This window comes from Bacillus sp. 1NLA3E (assembly GCF_000242895.2).
Classification (GTDB): Bacteria; Bacillota; Bacilli; order Bacillales; family Cytobacillaceae; genus Bacillus_BU.
Genome location: NC_021171.1, coordinates 3641048 through 3658083 on the forward strand (window position 1 = coordinate 3641048; position 17036 = coordinate 3658083).

12 protein-coding genes and 1 other annotated feature are annotated in these 17036 nt (G+C 38.1%); all 12 genes read right to left on the reverse strand.

Annotation, left to right across the window (positions count from 1 at the left end; translation table 11 throughout):
* Positions 1-90: 90 nt before the first annotated feature.
* The gene (gene lonB / locus B1NLA3E_RS17455; protein WP_015595160.1) at positions 91-1758 is read right to left on the reverse strand and encodes an ATP-dependent protease LonB; all 1668 of its coding nucleotides are present in this window, start codon (positions 1756-1758) and stop codon (positions 91-93) included.
* A gap of 165 nt (positions 1759-1923) precedes the next feature.
* The gene (gene clpX / locus B1NLA3E_RS17460) at positions 1924-3192 is read right to left on the reverse strand and encodes an ATP-dependent protease ATP-binding subunit ClpX (RefSeq protein WP_015595161.1); all 1269 of its coding nucleotides are present in this window, start codon (positions 3190-3192) and stop codon (positions 1924-1926) included.
* Positions 3193-3665: 473 nt separating this feature from the next.
* Positions 3666-4952 (reverse strand): trigger factor, encoded by a 1287-nt coding sequence (tig, locus tag B1NLA3E_RS17465; RefSeq protein ID WP_015595162.1) that lies wholly within the window; start codon positions 4950-4952, stop codon positions 3666-3668.
* A gap of 170 nt (positions 4953-5122) precedes the next feature.
* Positions 5123-6145, reverse strand: a complete 1023-nt coding sequence (locus B1NLA3E_RS17470) for a tetratricopeptide repeat protein (protein ID WP_015595163.1) — start codon at positions 6143-6145, stop codon at positions 5123-5125.
* 123 nt (positions 6146-6268) lie between these two features.
* Positions 6269-6859, reverse strand: coding sequence for a 3-isopropylmalate dehydratase small subunit (gene leuD / locus B1NLA3E_RS17475; protein ID WP_015595164.1), 591 nt, complete (start codon positions 6857-6859; stop codon positions 6269-6271).
* Positions 6860-6962: 103 nt separating this feature from the next.
* Complete coding sequence (gene leuC / locus B1NLA3E_RS17480; RefSeq protein WP_015595165.1) at positions 6963-8375, reverse strand: 3-isopropylmalate dehydratase large subunit; 1413 nt, start codon at positions 8373-8375, stop codon at positions 6963-6965.
* A gap of 57 nt (positions 8376-8432) precedes the next feature.
* Complete coding sequence (gene leuB / locus B1NLA3E_RS17485; RefSeq protein ID WP_015595166.1) at positions 8433-9545, reverse strand: 3-isopropylmalate dehydrogenase; 1113 nt, start codon at positions 9543-9545, stop codon at positions 8433-8435.
* 203 nt (positions 9546-9748) lie between these two features.
* Positions 9749-11296 (reverse strand): 2-isopropylmalate synthase, encoded by a 1548-nt coding sequence (locus B1NLA3E_RS17490; RefSeq protein WP_015595167.1) that lies wholly within the window; start codon positions 11294-11296, stop codon positions 9749-9751.
* Positions 11283-12302 carry a ketol-acid reductoisomerase gene (gene ilvC / locus B1NLA3E_RS17495; RefSeq protein WP_015595168.1) on the reverse strand — a complete coding sequence of 340 codons (1020 nt, stop codon included), beginning with the start codon at positions 12300-12302 and terminating at the stop codon, positions 11283-11285. Before ilvC ends, B1NLA3E_RS17490 begins: the two co-directional genes overlap by 14 nt.
* Positions 12303-12421: 119 nt before the next feature.
* Positions 12422-12940, reverse strand: coding sequence for an acetolactate synthase small subunit (gene ilvN / locus B1NLA3E_RS17500; RefSeq protein WP_015595169.1), 519 nt, complete (start codon positions 12938-12940; stop codon positions 12422-12424).
* Positions 12937-14655 (reverse strand): acetolactate synthase large subunit, encoded by a 1719-nt coding sequence (gene ilvB / locus B1NLA3E_RS17505; RefSeq protein WP_041581180.1) that lies wholly within the window; start codon positions 14653-14655, stop codon positions 12937-12939. Before ilvB ends, ilvN begins: the two co-directional genes overlap by 4 nt.
* A gap of 85 nt (positions 14656-14740) precedes the next feature.
* Positions 14741-14999, reverse strand: a binding site (T-box leader).
* A gap of 592 nt (positions 15000-15591) precedes the next feature.
* Positions 15592-16925, reverse strand: a protein-coding gene (locus B1NLA3E_RS24290) for an IS3 family transposase (RefSeq protein WP_442852646.1) whose coding sequence is annotated in 2 segments (ribosomal slippage) — positions 15592-16529 and positions 16529-16925 — 1335 coding nt in all. Because the reading frame shifts where the segments join, the coding sequence is not laid out codon by codon here.
* Between the last annotated feature and the right edge of the window lie 111 nt (positions 16926-17036).

Consider the following 17036-nt stretch of genomic DNA (forward strand, 5'->3'; position numbering starts at 1 on the left):
TCTTAACGTATTAAATTCCATAAGAAAAGAGGAGACAAGCAAATAAAAACTTCGGTTTGACGTATTCCTGGCAAACCGAAGCGTATTAAATTAAACACTTTCCTTTTTCGATAAGTCAATAGTGGCTGAGATAATTTGATCTCTTGGATTTCCCTTCACAAAGGCCATTTCAAAAACCTCATGCAACTGAGTGACTGGGATAATGGTAATCCCTTCAATTTCAAGTAAAATTGATTGCATGTTTTCTTTAGGAATAATAACTGCCTTGGCCCCTGCCTTTTTGGCTGCCTTTACCTTTGGATACACACCACCGATTGGCTTCACATTTCCATGGATACTGATTTCTCCAGTCATGGCAATCGTATGATCAATTGGAATTTTATATATTGCCGAATAAATACCTGTTGCCATTGCAATTCCTGCTGATGGACCATCCACTGGTACACCGCCAGGAAAATTCACATGAATGTCATATTCATCTGCGGGTACTCCAATTGATCTTAGTACCGTAATCACATTTTCAATCGAGCCCTTTGCCATACTTTTTCGACGAATGGATTTACTGCGGTCACCGATACTTTCCTCTTCAACAATACCAGTAATATTGATTGATCCTTTGTCTCTTGCCGGAATGACCGTTACTTCTATTTCTAAAATCGAGCCTGAATTGGGCCCGTACACCGCCAACCCGTTAACCAGTCCTATGGTTGAAATAGGGTTGATCTTTTTCTCTATTCTCGGAGTTAGTTGACTTGATTGAATAATCCATTCAATCTCCTCATCTTTAATAAAATTTCTTTCCTCCGTAATGGCGAGTCCAGCAGCTATTTGAATCATGTTGACTGCTTCACGTCCATTACGGGCATATGTAGATAGAATATCTAATCCACCATCACTGATAGTCAAATTCACTTTCTCAGCTGCTCTTTTGGCTACAGCGGATATTTCTTCTTGTGTTAACTCTCTAAAGAAGACTTCCATACAGCGCGACCTAATCGCCGGTGGAATTTCGTTTGGAGTTCGAGTTGTAGCTCCAATTAACCGAAAATCTGCCGGAAGACCATTTTTAAAAATATCGTGAATATGGCTTGGAATTTGTGGATTTTCTTCATGATAATATGCGCTTTCAAGATAAACTTTACGATCTTCTAACACTTTTAAAAGCTTATTCATTTGAATCGGATGTAATTCACCAATTTCATCGATAAAAAGGACACCGCCATGTGCATTGGTTACCGCACCTTGTTTTGGTTGAGGAATTCCAGCTTGTCCCATCGCTCCTGCCCCTTGGTAGATTGGGTCGTGAACGGAACCTATTAATGGATCAGCAATCCCTCTTTCATCAAATCGCGCAGTGGTTGCGTCCAATTCGATAAAAACAGATTCCTTTTGGAATGGTGACTTTTTGTATTTCTTTGCCTCCTCAAGCACAAGCCTTGCTGCAGCTGTCTTACCAATCCCAGGTGGACCATATATAATGACATGCTGCGGATTCGGACCACAAAGTGCCGCTTTTAGGGATTTAATCCCATCCTCTTGTCCTACTATATCTACAAAACTGGAAGGGCGTACTTTTTCTGACAACGGTTCGGTTAAAGCAATTGATCTCATTTTTCGTAGCTGTTCCATTTCCTTTCGAGATTCTTTGTCGATAGAAACTTTTTGGCTTCGCTGATTTTTTAATAAGTTCCAAAAATAAATCCCGATTACAATCCCGAAAAAAAGCTGTATAAATAAGGCAATCCCCGTCCAATTCATCGTATTCCCTCCTGGATTTAATAGTAGCTTATGATAATAGCTAGTATCCCCGACCCAAAGAAGGAATAAACAAAAAATATTTTAATTAGGAAAGCGCAGTGCACATGGTTAATTTTAGCCATAAAAAATCCAACCGAAAAGAATCTCGGTTGGTTTTTTTTAATTTCACGCAGATGTTTTTCGTTTTTCATCAAAAATAGTGCCATCTTCAAGGATTAATTTTGGAATGCTATTTTCAATGACAGTTTCGTCAGTGATAATACATTTCGAGATATCATCACGTGAAGGCAAATCAAACATAACATCAAGCATGATTCCTTCAATGATTGAACGAAGTCCACGGGCACCTGTTTTGCGTTCAATTGCTTTTTTGGCAATTTCAGTTAATGCCTTCTCTTCAAACTCTAATTCAACATCGTCAAGTTCAAGCATTTTTTGATATTGCTTCACGAGTGCATTTTTCGGTTTAGTTAATATCTCAATTAAAGCACTTTCATCCAATTGCTCAAGGCTAGCAATTACTGGAAGACGCCCAATGAATTCAGGAATAAGTCCAAAACGTAGCAAGTCTTCTGGAAGAACTTTTCCTAATAGTTCTTTTTGACTAATATCAACCTGCTTATTATCGGTACCACCGAAGCCAATTACTTTTTGACCTAAACGGCGTTTGATGATCGGTTCAATTCCATCAAATGCTCCACCACAAATAAATAAGATATTGGTTGTGTCAATTTGAATGAATTCTTGATGTGGATGCTTTCTACCACCTTGTGGAGGAACGCTAGCCACTGTGCCTTCTAATATTTTTAGCAAGGCTTGTTGAACGCCTTCACCAGAAACATCCCGTGTTATTGAAGGATTCTCTGATTTACGAGCGATTTTATCAATTTCATCGATATAAATAATCCCTTTTTCTGCCTTTTCAACATCATAATCTGCTGATTGTATCAGCTTCAATAGAATGTTTTCCACATCTTCCCCTACATACCCAGCTTCAGTTAACGAAGTTGCATCAGCAATGGCAAACGGAACATTCAAAATACGAGCTAAAGTTTGAGCCAGTAATGTTTTTCCACTTCCAGTAGGTCCAATCATACAAATGTTACTCTTCGATAATTCAACGTCATCGATTTTGCTATTAGAATTTATCCGTTTATAATGGTTATAAACCGCTACGGAAAGAGACTTCTTCGCTTGATCCTGTCCAATTACATATTCGTCTAAAATGTCACGAATCTCTTTTGGTTTTGGAACATCTTTAAATTCCACTTCTTCTTCAGTGCCAAGTTCTTCTTCCACAATTTCTGTACATAATTCGATACATTCATCACATATATATACACCTGGTCCAGCAACTAATTTACGTACTTGATCCTGTGTCTTACCACAAAAAGAACACTTTAATTGCCCTTTTTCATCATTAAATTTAAACAATGACATCACCCCTTGAAAAAACTTTTACGATATATACTCTAAAAACACCATAATCTCGAATTTAGGTAGCCCTTTTCTTAACACTGCTACAGTTATGTATTGGATTGTAACACATTTTATCATCAGACAGGAAATGATAACACTTGAATGGAAAAAGTTTTCATATTAGGGGGGCTAGCCCAAATTCGTAATCAAAAATATGTACTAATTAAGCATAACCATAAATCAACTACTTAAATCGGAAGGAAGAAAATCCACGGAAAAATTATTAAGGAAGAAGCTCGAAACTAATAGTAAAGCCATTTGCTTTTAAAGATATTATTTATATCTCTATTATAATATATGTATGTATGATTTGTATAAAACAAGGCACGATAAAATCGTGCCTTGTTTTTTTAAGAAAAATAATATAGTTTTTTTTAAGCTAGATTACTGTCTACTTTCAGCACCTAGCGAACCTAAGCTTTTCTTTATTATGCTTTTGTAACGCTGTTTTCAACTAAGAATTCAACAGTTTTTTTGATGCGAAGGTCAGATTTTACACCTTCTGCTCCACCAATTGCCTTCTTAATATCTTCGATTGGCATTTTATACATTTCAGCCATTTTTTCTAATTCAGCATCAACATCTTCTTCAGAAACTTCGATGTTTTCAGCTTTTCCAATTGCTTCTAAAGTTAAGTTTCCACGAACACGTTGTGCTGCTTCTTCTTTCATTTGTTCACGTAGAGCACTTTCATCTTGACCTGAGAATTGGAAGTAAAGCTCAAGGTTCATTCCTTGCATTTGCAAGCGTTGTTCAAATTCACTTAGCATACGACCAACTTCTGTTTCGATTAAAACAGCAGGAACTTCCATTTCAGCATTAGCAGTTGCTTTTTCAACTACAGTGTTTTGAATGTGATGCTCTTCTTGATGTTTTTTGTCATGCTCAAGTTTGCCTTTAAGTTTCTCTTTTAATGCATCAAGAGTTTCAACTTCATCGTCCACATCTTTCGCAAATTCATCATCAAGCTCAGGAAGTTCTTTACCTTTAATTTCATGCAACTTCACTTTGAAGATAGCAGGTTTGCCAGCTAGTTCAGCAGCATGGTATTCTTCAGGGAAAGTTACTTCAACATCTTTTTCTTCTCCAGCAACTAACCCAACTAGTTGCTCTTCAAATCCTGGAATGAAAGAGTTTGAACCTAGTTCTAATGTATAGTTTTCAGAAGTTCCGCCTTCAAAAGCTACTCCATCAACAAAGCCAGCAAAATCAAGAACAACAGTGTCTCCGATTTCTGCAGGACCCTCTTCTTTAACGACTAATTCAGCATGGCGTTCTTGTAGCTTTTTGATTTCCTCTGCAACTTCCTCTTCTGTTACATCAGTATCAAATTTCTCAATTTCAAGACCTTTGTACTCACCAAGCTTAACTTCAGGCTTAACTTGTACAGTAGCTTTGAAAATAAAGTTCTTACCTTTTTCGATTTGTTCAACATCAATCTCAGGGCGGTCAATTGGCTCGATTCCAGTTTCCTCAAGTGCACTTGTGTATGCTTCAGGAAGAAGATAATCGATTGCTTCTTGATAAAGAGATTCGATTCCAAAACGTTTTTCAAACATTTGACGAGGCATTTTCCCTTTACGGAAGCCAGGAACGTTTACTTGTTTTACCACTTTTTTAAATGCAGCATCTAATCCTTCAGATACTTTTGCTGCGTCTACTTCTACTGTGAGAACCCCTTGGTTCCCTTCTAATTTTTCCCACTTTGCTGACATACTTTTTCCCTCCAACAATCTATTCTCGTTTTTCATTCTTAACGGATTGGATTGAAACTATCTTCGTATACAAGATAAATCCCATTAAATAAGTATTTTCCCTATTTTCCACACAATACAACCATTATATTATAACATACGATCCTTGTGTTTCAACTGCCAAGCCTTAATTACGGGTAAGAAATTTCTTCTATTCTGCTAATCAAACTAATTGCTTCACTTACATTTTTTTCTTCAGCACGGTACATTTCCGCTATCTTATCTAGCTTTTCCTCTTGACCAAAATAGGCCAGAGTTACAAAATGAAAGGCTGCCGCCCATGCTCGTGGTAAATCTATTTCGGTCCTAAAGGGGTACAGCAAGAAAAAATATCGTTCCATTAATTGTTTTATACTGTCTAACAGAATCGGATTATTATTTTCAAGAACCTCGGTTACCTGCTCAATAATAGATAATAAATCTGGATGAAGTTGAACATCATATAATTGGTTTGGTATGATGGTTAAATGCCTTTCAAACTTCTCAACTATGATTTCTTTGTCATAGTCTTGATCCTTTAATACATTTAAAAGCATTGTTTTGAAAAAGGGATCTCCTTTTTCAGAAGCTATATAATTAGAAATTTCTTCTATATAATAACGAGCATTATGATTTGCTAACTTACCTGCAATTTGCACTTGATCGCCCTGATCAAAAAAATCGAATAAATCGAATTCTAGTTCCTCTTCTTCTTGTTCTGAGGGGATTGGTTCAGGAAACTCAGGTTTTTCCTGAACCATTTTCCGGCTAAATTGAAGCATCTTCATAAAATGGTCCAATTTTTCAGAAGGTACCTCCCTTTCTTCTAATAAAGCCTCAATTGTCAAAACTATTTCTTCATACTGATGCTGTTGGACCAATATCATTATGTACATATCAACTATATGGAAGTATTCCCCAATACCCGCTTGGAGCATCTCTTTTGCTAATCTATTTGCTTCTACTAAATTTCCTGATTCAAAATAGGCTAGAACCAATCCAACGTATATATCCTCACCATCAGGATTAAAACACTTAGCTTCTGATAACAGTTCAATTGCTTCTCGATATTTTTTTTCATGCAATCGGTCGAGGCCCTTTTCCATTAATCGTTTATCGTAATCGGGAAAGAGTATTACATTATCCATTTTTATTAATCGATCCCGTTTTTTCATCCTTTAAACTCCCTTTTTAATTGGTTGAGGTAAGTTTAGCACGGGAGTTAAAAAAAAACAAAAACGGGGTAAAAAAGTTGATAAAAAAAGATCCACAGACTTTCTCTGTGAATCTTATTTCACTTATTTACCGGAACCTGCTTTTTCATATTCCGAGATTTCATCTTGAATTTGAAGAGTGATTTCTATTTCATCCCATCCGTTAAGGAGCATATTTTTCCAATATGGAGAAATGACGAATGATGCTAAAAATCCCTTATCGTCCTTCACAACTTGTTGCTCAAGATCAATTGTCAAATTGTATGGCTGATTTGTAGCCGCTTCTAATAGATATTTGATTTCCTCTGGGGTCACCCTAATAGGTAAGATTCCATTTTTCAAACAGTTTTGGTGAAAGATATCAGCAAATGAGGTTGAAATGATGACTTGAAAGCCAAAATCTAACAAAGCCCATGGTGCATGTTCACGTGATGAACCACAACCAAAATTCTCATTTGTTATTAATATTGAAGCACCTTGGTTTTCTGGAAAATTTAGTTCAAACTCTGGATTTAATTCACCATCAGATTTGAAGCGCCAATCATAGAAAAGAAATTGGCCAAAACCTGTTTTTTCTATTCTTTTAAGAAATTGTTTTGGAATGATTTGATCCGTATCAACATTCACACGATCAAGTGCAATGGCTTTTCCGTTAAGTTCCTTAAAACCGCTCAAAAACAGCGCCTCCTCTCAAATTATGTTTTTAAATCACTATGTTCTATTGTCTAGCTTCAGCGCCCAACGACTAGTTGACTTCGCTAACCTGGCGCTTCCGCTTTTAAAGGGCTTCGGAAGTTGCTAGGTTTCTAACATCTGCAAAATGACCATAAATTGCAGCAGCTGCGGCCATTTCTGGACTTACTAAGTGTGTTCGAGCACCTGAGCCTTGTCTTCCTTCAAAATTACGATTTGAAGTAGAGGCACAATGTTCCCCAGCCGGAACAATGTCTGAATTCATACTAAGGCACATACTGCAACCTGCATGTCTCCACTCAAATCCTGCATCTGTGAATACTTTATCCAAACCTTCTGCTTCGGCTTGTGCTTTTACCTGCTGTGACCCTGGAACAACAAGGGCCCGAACGTTTTGGTGTACTTTTCTTCCTTTAATCACTTCTGCAGCAGCCTGCAAATCCTCAATCCGTGAATTCGTACAGGATCCAATGAACACATGCTGAACAGCAATGTCTTCAATATTTTGGCCTTCTTTTAATCCCATATATTGAATCGCACGCTCCACAGCTTTCCGATCGTTTTCACTACTGCATTCAGATAATAGTGGCACTCTGCCGTCAACTGGTGCAGTCATAGAAGGATTTGTTCCCCAACTAACCATTGGTGAGATACTAGTCCCATCAATAGCAATAATTTCGTCATACTCAGCATCTTCATCAGATGCAAGCTCGCGCCATTCTGCAACAGACAGATCAAACTGCTCACCAGTTGGCACATACTTTCTTCCTTTTAAATAGGAGAATGTAGTTTCATCAGGACTAACAAGACCAGCTCTTGCTCCTCCCTCAATAGACATATTGCAAACCGTCATCCGCTCTTCCATGGACATATTGCGAATAACAGAACCACAATATTCGATAACATAACCAGTTCCGAAATTAATACCATATTTTGCAATGATGAACAGGATAACATCTTTTGCTGTTACACCAGGAGCCAAACTTCCGTTAATTTCTAATTTCAACGTTTTTGGCTTCGTTTGCCACAAGGTTTGGGTTGCAAGGACGTGTTCCACTTCACTAGTACCAATACCGAATGAAAGTGCACCAAAAGCACCATGAGTTGACGTATGGCTGTCACCACAAACGATCGTTTTTCCAGGTTGTGTTAAGCCTAATTCAGGTCCAATAACATGGACAATCCCCTGTTCCGGACTTTCCAAATCAGCTAATGTAATATTAAATTCACCACAGTTTTTCTCAAGTGTGGTAATTTGATTTAACGCCACTGAATCCTTTATTTCAAAAGGATTATCGGTCGGCACATTATGGTCCATCGTAGCATAAGTCTTATCAGGTCTTCTCACCTGACGTTTTTTTAATCTTAATCCAGAAAATGCCTGCGGAGAGGTCACTTCATGAACAAGATGCAAGTCGATATATAATAAATCTGGTTTACCGTCTTCTTGATGAACGATGTGGTTAGCCCAGATTTTTTCGATAATTGATTTCCCCATGTATTTTCCCCCTTTTCCTTTTATTCTTTTTTCCCGATTAAAAAATGAGGGTATGACTTACGCGTAACAATTCATGATTTTTAATAAGGCTTCAGTATCAAGAATGGTCGCCTTAATTTCCTCAATCATTGCAGTGGTAGAGACTTTTTTACTGTCTGCTTGTGCGACATCAGCTGTTCGATAGCCAGAATCAAGCACTTGATTTACTGCACATTCAATTGCATGTGCTTCTTTTGTTAATCCAAAAGATACACGAAGCATCATGGCTGCTGAAAGAATTGCCCCAATTGGATTGGCAAGATTTTGCCCTTCAATATCGGGGGCTGAACCATGGATTGGTTCATATAAATACGGACCATTCTCTGATATACTTGCTGACGGTTGCATTCCTAACGAACCTGTTAACACGGAAGCTTCATCACTTAAAATATCTCCAAACATATTTTCAGTTACGACCACATCAAATTGCTTCGGATTTTTAATAATTTGCATCGCTGCATTATCGACAAGCATGTGGTTTAACTTGACTTCTGGAAATTCCTTAGCAATCTCCTCCGCCACTTCACGCCACAGTCTGCTTGATTCCAAAACATTTGCTTTATCAACAGATGTAACCTTTTTGCTACGGTTACTTGCTAATTCAAATGCCGTGCGAATGACTCTTTCAATTTCTCTACGAGAATAGTATAAAGTATCAAGTGCGCCATCTTCGCCATTTCGTTGTGTCCGTTCTCTTGGAGTCCCAAAGTAGATTCCACCAGTAAGCTCTCGTACCATCAAAATATCGATGCCTTCAATGATCTCTTTACGAAGAGGTGAAGAATCTGCTAAACTGCGATAATAGTTTGTGGGCCTAAGATTGGCATACAAATTTAGCTCTTTACGAATCTTTAAAAGGCCCTGCTCTGGGCGAAGTTCAACTTTGATGTTATCCCATTGTGGTCCACCAACAGCACCTAATAGTACAGCATCACTTTCTTTACAAAGCTCAATCGTTTCTTGCGGTAATGGAGAACCGTCTGTATCTACAGCATTACCGCCAATTTTCCCATATGAAAAGTTAAATTGATGATTGAAACGTTCGCCAATTGCCTGCAATACTGCAATCGCTCCGTTTGTTACCTCTTTACCAATTCCATCACCGGGTAAAACAGCAATACGTTTTTCCACGGAATTCCATCCCCTTTGTTATCAAGTAAGAATAAATTTTAACCTTTGAAAATTGTCCAGCTCCAGCGCCCAGCGCCTAGTGAACTTCACTCTCTTCCCTACGATAAGTCAACATCGAATCGCTTCCGCTCTTCGTGTTTCCTTTATCTCAGTCAGAGAGCTCCAGTCCATACGTCGCTTACCGGGCGCTTGCGCTTTTCTAATTAAATTAGCCCCTCTGGAAGTGCATGAGTTTGGTCTTCTAAATAAATCACTCTGTTGACTGCATTTAAATAAGCTTTCGCTGATGCTTCGATCACATCTTGGGCAAGCCCACGTCCGCTTGATTCTTTTCCTGCATAATTTAAATTCACAAATACTTGAGCGAGTGCATCGCGTCCTGCACCAACAGATTGGATGCGGTAATCAAGCAAGTGAACATGTTCCTTGACACAACGTTCCAAAGTATTATAAAGTGCTTCAACGCTTCCGGCACCGGTAGAGGATTCTTCAATGAATTCATTATCGCGTCCTGACAATGTGACAGTCGCTGTATGAACTTGATCAGAATTATTTTGGATTTGAACAGACTTTAATTCGTAGAAATGATCTTGGTCCTTAGAAAGTCTTTCATCAAGAACAATCGCAACTAGGTCATCATCTGTCATTTCTTTCTTTCGATCAGCCAATTCCTTGAAAATACTAAATAAATGTGGAATCTCTTCATCTGGGACATTAAGCCCTAGTTCACTTAAGCGCATTTTAAATGCATGTCGACCGGAATGCTTTCCAAGAACTAATGAATTGGATTTTACACCGACTAATTCTGGAGAAATGATTTCGTAAGTAGTTTTTTCCTTTAAAACCCCATCTTGATGGATGCCTGATTCATGAGCGAAGGCATTTCGACCAACTACCGCTTTATTTGCCGGTATCGGCATTCCAGTCAACTTGCTGATTAATGTACTAGTTCGGAAGATTTCGTTCAAAACAATCCGTGATTCTGCCTTATAGAAATCTTTACGAATATAAAGTGCCATAATAACTTCTTCAAGTGCCGCATTACCGGCGCGCTCACCAATCCCATTAAAAGTACCTTCCACTTGAGTAGCTCCATTTTCAACAGCAGCTAAAGAGTTAGCAACAGCCATTCCTAAGTCATCGTGACAGTGCGTTGAAAGGCTTACTTTATGAATCGATGGTACGTTTTCTCTTAAGTATGCAAACATATTGCCGTATTCCTGTGGAGTACCGTACCCAACTGTATCAGGTAGATTAATTACTTTTGCTCCTGCTTGAATAACTGCCTCAACAATTTCAGCTAAATATGGTAATTCAGTTCGGCTTGCATCTTCTGCAGACCACTGGATAATCGGGAACTTTTTAGCAGCGTATTTGACGGTTTCTACAGCCGTCTCAATAACCTGTTCTTTTGTTTGTCTTAATTTGTATTCCCGATGGATCGGAGAGGTTGCAAGAAAAGTATGCAACCTCGGTTCTGCTCCATCTTTAAGTGATTCCCACGCTGCATCAATATCATTAATGACCGCACGGGCTAAACCAGTAACCGAACAGCCTCTAATTGTTTGGGCAATTTTTTGAACGGATAAAAAGTCACCCTTTGAAGCTGCTGGGAAGCCGGCTTCAATAATATCTACGTTCACGCGCTCCAGTTGCCTGGCAATTTCAAGCTTTTCTGAAAGGTTAAGATTAACCCCGGCTGATTGCTCTCCATCTCTTAACGTTGTATCGAAGATATTAATTTTTTGCACCGGCAACCACTTCCTTATTCTTTTGGTTTACGAACGGCATCATTTTTCTTAATTCTCTACCCACTTGCTCGATTTGATGTTCATTTTCTCTAGCATTGATGGCAGTGAATTCTGGACGACCAGCTTGGTTTTCTAAAATCCAGCCTTTTGCAAAACGACCTTCTTGAATATCCTTTAACACTGCTCCCATTTCTGCTTTAACAGCAGGTGTAACAATTCGACGTCCAGTTACAAAATCGCCCCATTGAGCTGTGTCAGAAATAGAATAGCGCATGTTAGCTAATCCACCTTCGTACATTAAATCAACGATTAATTTTAATTCATGGAAACACTCGAAGTATGCAATTTCAGGTTGGTAACCAGCTTCAACTAATGTTTCAAAACCAGCTTTTACTAGGGCAGATACTCCACCACAAAGAACAGCTTGCTCTCCGAAAAGATCTGTTTCTGTTTCTTCTTTAAATGTTGTTTCAAGCACACCAGCTCTTAAAGCACCAATTGCTTGAGCATAAGCAAGAGCTAATTCTTTTGCTTCACCAGTAGCATCTTGGTAAATTGCGAATAATGCAGGAACGCCTGCGCCCTCTGTATATGTACGGCGCACTAAATGTCCTGGACCTTTTGGTGCAACTAATAATACATCGCTCTCTTTTGGAGCTTTGATTTGATTGAAGTGAATGTTAAAGCCGTGAGCAAACATTAACGCTTGGTTTGTTAAATTTGGTTTGATTTCTTCATTGTAAACTTGTGTTTGACGCTCATCTGGAAGAAGGATCATTACTACATCTGCTTTTGCAGTTGCTTCAGCTACAGAATATACTTCAAAACCATCTTCAACTGCTTTGTTCCAAGATCCACCTTGTCTAAGGCCGATGATTACGTTTACTCCGCTTTCTCTCATGTTTTGTGAATGAGCATGACCTTGTGAGCCATATCCAATTACTGCTACTGTTTTCCCTTGTAAATATGCTGCGTTTGCGTCCCCGTTATAGTACATTTTTGCCATTGTAATCTTCTCCTTTTTCATCCTAGTTATTTTTGTTTTTTTATAGGCAGCGTTAGACTTGCCTGTTGATTACAGCGAAAGGCGCTCCAATCAACAATGAGCTTTAACATTGCCTTTTTTTATAAAATGGATATATTTTTTTGAGTATTAGAGGAGCGTTGTGTTCCACGAGAGAACGCAGTCGTTCCAGTCCTAGCTAATTCTTTTATTCCGTATGGTCTGATTAATTCGATAAAAGCTTCTATTTTTTCGGATTCGCCGGTAATTTGAATCACCATACTATCTTTACTTACATCAATAACAGAAGCGCGGAACGGTTCAATCAAAGAGTAAATCTCACCACGTGTATGCGGAAGCGACAACACCTTAATCAGCGCAAGTTCCCTTGCAACAATCGACTGTTCGGTGATATCAGTTACCTTTAATACATCAATTTGTTTGTTTAATTGTTTGGTAACCTGTTCAATAACACCATCATTATCAACGTTAACTACACAAGTGATTCTAGAGATATCCTCCTGCTCTGAATGACCAACTGAAATACTTTCAATGTTGTAATTACGTTTTGAAAATAAATTAGTAATTCGATTAAGGACTCCAGGACGATTCAATACTGTTAATGAAATAATTCGTTTCATTCCTTAACACCTACCATTTCATGGAGCCCCTTCCCAGGTGCGACCATTGGGTATACATTTTCAGTCGGTGAAACTCTGAAATCTAACAGCACTGGTTCAGGGCTGTTAATCACCTCAGTTAAGATACGCTCAGCTTCCTCTTCAGTGGAAATCGTATATCCTTTGATTCCATATGCTTCAGCCAACTTTTCAAACTGGGGCTGACCAGGAATTTTACTGTGAGAATATCTTTCTTCATAAAAGATTTCTTGCCATTGTCGAACCATACCAAGAGATTGATTGTTTAAAATAACAATTTTGATTGGTAAATTCAACTCAGAAATGACCATTAATTCTTGTGTGGACATCTGGAATCCACCATCACCACATATCGCTAAAACTTTCGCTTCACGATCAGCAAGCTGAGCTCCAATACTGGCTGGTAGTCCAAACCCCATTGTGCCTAAGCCCCCTGAGGTTACCCATTTATCAGCTTTATTAAATTTATAATATTGAGCTGCCCACATTTGATGCTGGCCAACGTCGGTTACGACGGTTGCTTCACCCTTTGTTTTTTCATATAACATTTCCATAACTCTTTGTGGCTTCAATTCCTTGCTATTTTCATAGTGGTATGGATACTTTTCTTTCCATGTGTTTAAAGTATTCATCCATTCATCATGAACGGGTTTGGTGCCATTTTTCTCAACTAACTGCTTTATTGCTTCTTTTGCATCAGCTACAATTGGAATCTCAGTTGGGACATTTTTCCCTATTTCAGCTGGATCAATATCAATATGTGCTACAACTGCGTTTGGAGCAAAGGACTTTAAATCCCCGGTTAATCGATCATCAAATCTTGCACCGATATTAATGAGTAAGTCAGATTCATACAAGGCCATATTTGCAGTGTAGCAGCCATGCATACCAGCCAATCCAAGGAACAGTGGATGATCTGCAGGAAAACCGCCAAGTCCTAGTAGTGTATGAATAACAGGAATTTGCTGTTGTTCAGCATATTGCTTTAATACTGCTGAAGCTTTTGAATGCAGGATACCTGCCCCCGCTAAAATGACTGGACGCTTTGCGTTACTTACTGCTTCAACCAATTTACGGATCTGTAAATAATTTGGTTGAAGATTGGGTTGGTAGCCGGGAAGGTTAATTTCTTCATCAGCAGGAATTTCCCCAACTATTGTTGCAGCAATATCTTTTGGTACATCAATGATGACAGGTCCCGGTCTGCCACTTGAAGCAATATAGAAAGCTTCTTTTACAATTCTTGGGATATCTTCAGTATTTCGAATTTGATAATTATATTTGGTAATTGGTGTAGTGATACCTAAAATATCAGCCTCTTGGAAAGCGTCAGTGCCAATAACACCGGTTGCTACTTGACCTGTAAAAACTACGAGTGGCAAGGAATCTAAAAATGCATCTGCCAATCCTGTAACAATATTTGTTGCCCCCGGTCCAGATGTGGCAATCACAACACCTGGTTTACCGGTAATACGTGCGTATCCTTCAGCTGCGTGAATTCCTCCCTGTTCATGCCTAGGTAAAATATGGAGAATATTTGCATCATACAGCTTGTCATAAATCGGAAGGACTGCACCGCCAGGATATCCGAAAATCACATCGACATTTTCCTTTTTTAACGCTTCTAGCATTAGGTCTGCACCAGTTAACGCCTTTTTGATCGCCTTCGTTTCTTTAAAGGCAGCTCCTTGCAACATCGTGAGTTGACCTCCTCTTTTAATCCCATTTTTTTTCAATATAAAAAGCCCTCCCATCCCCCTCGACTCGCCTACTACTTCTAGGCATAGGGATGAAAAGGCTTTGCAACCTGTTCCACGGTACCACCCTTGTTCACGCTTTTCTAGCGTGCTCTCATGAACTACATTCTGTTCCTTTTTTAGTAACGAGTGTGTGTAAACACCCGACCACCCCTACTTGATTTCTCTTTCAGGCTGATACTCAGAGGTGAGTTCATTTTATGCGGGATCACCGGTTCTCAGCTTATCCGGCTCTCTGTTAACCCCTATTTCATAAAATTACTTATCCTCTTCATCGTTTTTTCATATTCAGATAGAATGAATAAAAACAATTGAAGCTAATTAATCAAAGATTCAGAAAATATAATGTAGAATTTCCCTATATACATGTCTTTATTTTTCTAGGATTTAAAATATTTTGTTTATATATTTGAGGATTATCTTACGCCCAATTCAAGCCTTCGTCAACACCATTTTTAGTAATTATTTGATAATTATAATAAGTTACGTCAATTGAATCCGCTTACATTGTTGATATATTCACATTCACACAATTTTAAAAAAGTTTGATTTTTTTTATTCTTCCATTTATTAATAGGGATTTTTTCCTATTTACAATGAAATTTTACCAAAAAAATGGAGTTAACAAATCAACAAGAGGATCACAGCTTAAAGGTTCAACAGTGATCGTTCAGGCTTCAAAATGGAGGGATTTTGCAAAAAATTAGATTGAGCTCCTTATTGGAACGATAAGTTATGTTTTATTATATAGAAGAAACACGTTTTTTATGTCAGATTTTCTCACATGGGAAACAGGCAAGGAATTTTTCCTAAAACCACAAAAAAATACCATGTCAATATAAAGTGTACCCTTTGTAAAGGACATTTTTAAAAAGCCTAGGCAGTTTTAAGAAGATGATCTCTGTATTGAACAGGGGTCATCTTTTTTAAATTCCATTGGTATCTATAGTGATTGTAGTAAATCATATATTGCTTAATTTCTTTTCTTAATTCTTCTAGATTTGTACATGCTTTAATAGTGGCCTCATCCTTTAGATGGCCAAAGAAAGATTCTTGAGGAGCGTTATCCCAACAGTTTCCTCTTCTTGACATAGACTGGCGTAATCCCAATTTTTTTACCATCTTTTGAAAGTCAGGGTGCGTGTAATGAACGCCTTGGTCTGAGTGTATTAAAGCGTCCTTAGCTTTCTTGAAATTCTTGTTTCTCTTTAGTTTTAGGAGGGTGTCTGTAGCTAAGTCAATGGTCATCCGATCTAATACATGATAGGCTAGGATTTCACCAGTTGATCCGTCTTTAATGGCCGATAAGTAAGCTCTAAGCCCCTTGCCAAAATGAAGATACGTAATATCTGTTAAGAGGACCTTTCCTGGAACCCCTTGCTTAAATTTTCTATTTAGGAGATTTGGGGCAACACGATGTTCCTGTGTAGCTTTCATCATTCGTTTATATGGATTTGCCTTTCTTATAGGGCATATAATGCTGAACTTTTTCATGATTCGTCGTATACGCTTTAAATTGTAGACAACATTAAATTGACCCGCCAATGTCATTTTGATTTGGCGTGCCCCTTTCTTACGATTTTTGAAGTGAAATGCTTTTAAGATGATTTCCTTCACTTCTTCATCCTGTTCATTTTTTCTCTTTCTTTGCTCTTGTGACTTTTGGGAGAAGTAATTATAGTAACCACTTCTTGATACACCTGATATATCACATAAATAACTCACCATATGTTTTAATCGATATTTTTCAATCACTGAACGTATTAGAAGATACTTTTGGAAAGAAGGGAGAACTACTTCTTCTTCATCCTCTTTCCTGCCAAACGAATCTTTTTTAAGAGTTCGTTTTCTGCCCTTAATAAATTATTTTGAGCTTCCAATCTTACGTATTTCTCCTCTATGCTAAGTTCTCTTTCACTAGGTCTTCCTGAGTTCCCTTTTCTGGTATCTCGTAACCCAGATACCCCATTTTGACGATAGTTAGCACGCCATCTCTTTCCCGATCCTCTAACTCGATCCATACCAATAATATCTATATCGAACCCACATTCCTCAAATATTTCCCTTGGTTGCTTTCCATTTTCGTTTTCTGCGATAAAAATATGTTTAAACTCCTCAGTATAAGTGATTCCCTTTGAACTTACAGATTTAACGTAATTATTAGCTGATAGTAGCTTTATCTCTTTCTCTGTAAAAATCCTTTTACTCATAACCATTCTCCAGTCCCATGTTGTATTTCTCTAGTTGTGTTTCTTAATTATACAAAAAAGTACCCTATAGGTAGACTTTTTTTAAGTGTCTACTCTATAGGGTACATTTTA